Below are 845 nucleotides of genomic sequence, written 5' to 3'. Positions count from 1 at the left end.
TGGCTCTTGAGGATGAAAAACCTCAGGCGAAAGATGATAAAACCCTACTACCAATTGAAAAGTCGGGCATTAAAGCCATGTCTATCGGCTTTTTGGTCCCAGCAGAGGACGCCACTGTTTGGCGAGGACCAATGGCTTCTCAAGCGCTTACTCAATTGTTAAATGAAACGGATTGGGGTGAGCTGGATTATCTGATTGTTGATATGCCACCAGGCACAGGAGATATCCAACTTACCATGACGCAAAAAGTGCCAGCCAGTGGTGCGGTGATTGTCACTACACCGCAGACCTTGGCGCTAGCAGATGCACAGAAGGGCATCGCGATGTTTGAAAAAGTGCAGCTCCCTATTTTAGGTTTGGTCGAAAATATGAGTTACTTCAATTGTGAGCAATGTGGTAGCCGCAACCATATTTTTGGTCACTCTGGTGGCACCACGCTGGCGAGTCGCTATGGTGTGCCTTTGCTCGCGGAAGTACCGCTTAACGAACAGATCAGAACAGCAACGGAGCAGGGCGAAGATATCATTGCCACAGTCCGTGAGCCTAATTCAGAAAGTAAGACTGACAATCATGGTATAGCAGATCACTATGTTGATTGTGCCCAACTGGTTGCCAGTATGTTATATTACCAATCAGACTCAACATCGGGTGTTGAGATTGTGATGACGGAAGACTAAGAATGAGATTATCGGATACCCATATTCGAGAAGCGATTGAACAACAACGCATAATCATCGAACCTACACCTAAGCCAGATATGATTTCAGGCGTTACTGTGGATTTAAGACTGGGTAACAAGTTTAGAGTGTTTCAGGACCATGCCGCGCCTTACGTTGATCTCAGTG

General features: G+C 46.4%; 1 protein-coding gene and 1 pseudogene. Both read left to right on the top strand.

The genetic code is table 11. The annotated features are described in order from the left end of the window. The coding region (locus L1D44_RS21650) for an Mrp/NBP35 family ATP-binding protein (RefSeq protein ID WP_239893257.1) at positions 1 to 677 on the top strand (677 nt) is incomplete at its 5' end. Between the two features lie 2 nt (positions 678 to 679). Further along, positions 680 to 845: pseudogene (locus L1D44_RS21645) on the top strand (dCTP deaminase); the annotation flags it as partial.

The organism is Shewanella sp. Isolate13, from assembly GCF_022398325.1.
GTDB lineage: Bacteria > Pseudomonadota > Gammaproteobacteria > Enterobacterales > Shewanellaceae > Shewanella.
This window is presented reverse-complemented; position numbering and strand designations above follow the sequence as displayed.